Genomic DNA, 1,171 nt, shown 5'->3' with positions numbered 1-1,171 from the left:
GGCGAGCCGGGCGGCGGCCACCGGGTCCTTCTCGGCCCAGGCCCGCGGCGGCGGCGGTCCGTCGTGCGGCGCGGTGGCCGGCGGCAGCAGGTTCTCCGGGATCTCCCGGCCGCGCTGCACGGCCGCCAGCCACTGCTCCAGCTGGCGCCGGTGCACCCGGGGGCCGAAGCCCTGGACGGCCTGCAGGGAGACGATGTTCAGCGGCATGGCCAGTGCGGCGTTGACGATCGCGGCGTCCGAGAGCACCCGGCCGGGGGAGACGTCGCGGTCCTGGGCCATCCGGTCGCGAGCCAGCCAGAGCTCGCGCACCACGGCCAGCTGACGGCGGCGGCGGATCTTGTGCAGCTGCGAGGTGCGGCGCCACGGGTCGGTGCGCGGGGCCGGGCGGGGCGCGGCGGCGATCGAGGCGAACTCCTCCATCGCCCAGCCGAGCTTGCCCTGGGCGTCCAGCTCCTGTTCGAGTGCGTTGCGCAGCTCGACCAGCACCTCGACGTCCAGAGCGGCGTAGCGCAGCCACGGCTCGGGCAGCGGGCGGGTGGACCAGTCGACCGCGGAGTGCTCCTTGGCCAGGCTCAGCCCGAGCACGTTCTCGGTCATCGGCCCGAGGCCCACACGGGCGAAGCCGGCGATCCGCCCGGCCAGCTCCGTGTCGAACAGCTGCCGGGGTCTCATGCCGACCTCGGACAGACAGGGCAGATCCTGGGAGGCCGCGTGGACCACCCATTCGGCGTCCTCGACGGCCCTGCCGAGCGCGCTGAGGTCCGGGCAGGCGATCGGGTCGATCAGGGCGGAGCCGGAACCCGCGCGGCGCAGCTGAATGAGGTAGGCGCGCTGCCCGTAGCGGTAGCCGGAGGCCCGTTCGGCGTCGACGGCCACCGGTCCGGTGCCCGCGGCGAAGGCGGCGACGGTGGCGGCCAGCGCCCGGTCGTCCGCCACCACGGGCGGGATCCCCTCCTTCGGTTCGAGGAGCGGGACCGGGGCTGCTTCTTCTGGCATGGCTGCTACGGCGTCGGTCACCCCCCAAGGGTACGACGGTCCTCGCGACCGGGAGTGTTGTCGGACTGGTCAGACTGATGATCGCCCGCCGGTCTCCGGGGCCCGGTGAAAGCGTCACGGGCCCCTGGGACAGCGCTGCGGCGGCCGAGGAGGAAACGTTCCTCCTCGGCCGCCG

The 1,171-nt window shown here is 74.6% G+C and carries 1 protein-coding gene; it reads right to left on the bottom strand.

Annotated elements, in window-relative coordinates; genetic code table 11:
• A partial coding sequence (locus KS423_RS45855) for an HRDC domain-containing protein (protein ID WP_224285570.1) occupies positions 1 to 996 on the bottom strand: 996 nt, incomplete at its 3' end.
• Between the last annotated feature and the right edge of the window lie 175 nt (positions 997 to 1,171).

Origin of the sequence: Streptomyces sp. LS1784, from assembly GCF_020103755.1 — a bacterium.
GTDB lineage: Bacteria > Actinomycetota > Actinomycetes > Streptomycetales > Streptomycetaceae > Kitasatospora.
This window is presented reverse-complemented; position numbering and strand designations above follow the sequence as displayed.